This is a genomic window from Eggerthella sp., from assembly GCF_048329335.1.
Classification (GTDB): Bacteria; Actinomycetota; Coriobacteriia; order Coriobacteriales; family Eggerthellaceae; genus Eggerthella; species Eggerthella lenta.
Window position 1 is genome coordinate 1 of the sequence record NZ_DBFEGU010000431.1, and the last position, 1526, is coordinate 1526.

The 1526-nt window shown below is 62.3% G+C and carries 2 protein-coding genes; both read right to left on the reverse strand.

Features of this window, described 5'->3' with window-relative positions; translation table 11 throughout:
• A partial coding sequence (locus ACMO6A_RS13265; RefSeq protein ID WP_418471405.1) for a Na+/H+ antiporter NhaA occupies window positions 1-604 on the reverse strand: 604 nt, incomplete at its 3' end.
• 75 nt (window positions 605-679) lie between these two features.
• Window positions 680-1069, reverse strand: coding sequence for an anaerobic ribonucleoside-triphosphate reductase (gene nrdD, locus ACMO6A_RS13270; RefSeq protein ID WP_009305337.1), 390 nt, complete (start codon window positions 1067-1069; stop codon window positions 680-682).
• Window positions 1070-1526: the final 457 nt, after the last annotated feature.

Genomic DNA, 1526 nt, shown 5'->3' on the forward strand with positions numbered 1-1526 from the left:
CGTTCACCGCCGTGTACACGAGCGCAGGCACGATGGCGCCGCCCGCCGCGCCCAGGATGGGCAGCAGCGCCTTGCGCGGGTTCTTCAGCTCGCCCGCCGTCATCTCGAACTTGATCTCAAGGCCCACCAGCAGGAAGAAAATGGCCATGAGGAAGTCGTTGATGAAGTGCTCCAGCGAGAGGTGCGGCGCGAAATCGCCCAGCGAGATGCCGATGTCGAACGTGCGCCAGAACTCGGCGAAGTACGGCAGCACCGGCGTGTTCTCGATGACGAGCGCCGCCACGGCCGCGGCCAGCATGAGCATGGTCGCGCGCGTGGACGAGTGGGTGAATTCGAGCAGCTTGCGCTTGCGCCGATGGTGGCGGCGCACTTCCGGCTCGAGGATGCGCTCGGTGGGCGCACAGGTGGGATCGCCGCTCAGACAGGCGGGTGGCGCCTCGTCGTGCGGGGTACGGTCGGGGCGGGCAGGCAGCCGGCAGCCTTCACGCTGCGACGCCCGGTCAAGCTGCGCAGGTGCTTGACGGCGTTCGCGAACCTCGGAAACCTCGCGTCCTTCACGCGATGAGCGACTTTCTGATTCGGGTGTGGTTTTCTCAGATGGCATGAATACAGTATACGAAACGGGCTGCGGCCTCGCGGTCACAGCCCGGTAACGCGCGGAAGATTTTACAATGCAGCGTTAACAGCCGTTCGCGCACGCGAATGCGCGGTCGTCACGACAAACGCCGTGCTTGACGCGGTCGGATTCCTCGGAGGTTTTCGCATCGTTCCAGCGATCCATCGTTCCCACGAGATACCCCGTGATGCGACGGATGCGATCGAACGGCACCGGTGCCAGCTCGTAGCGGATGTCCACGTCCTCGCCGTCCACCAGCAGCGCGAGGCCGGTAACGGCGCTGTTCGGATGCTTCAGCGCGCCGCGCTCGAGGTAGGCGCGGATCTCCGTTTCGGTGACGTGCTGGTCGCCTTCGTTGGCATAGCCCACCAGCACGTCCACGCCGTCGACGGTCAGCCGCTCGTTGACCACCATGTCGCCCATCGCGTTCGCCACGCCCATAACCGCTTCCATGCCCCGCTCCTCACTGCATTCGCCGTTTGGTCTTATATGTTATTGTAATAGTATCATTAATGAAGGGCGCGCGCCAGATTAGAGAGAGAACAAACCTGCAACATGGTCGGCCGGTCGGGGAGCGGCTGCGCTCGGCGTTCAAGCACGGGTCGCATCCCCCCTCTCGTCCCGTGCATTCAACGGCGTTCCGCATGGCGAAAAGATATCGAATTCGGAAGTTACGCCGTGAGCCGCGGACACGTTGAAAGGCAGCTTCCCGCATAACACCTGGACACTGAAAGTCGCTTTCACGCTTCTGCGCCCTGTGCGCACCTGAATCGCATGAGTCTTTCCGAATTCGAAGTTTTTTCGCCACCGCGAGTCCGTTGCGCTGCATGAAGAAGAGGCCGAGGGACGGGATGGCAGGCAGGTTTGTCGCCAGATAGGTACGTACAAATGTTTCACGAGAAACATTTCG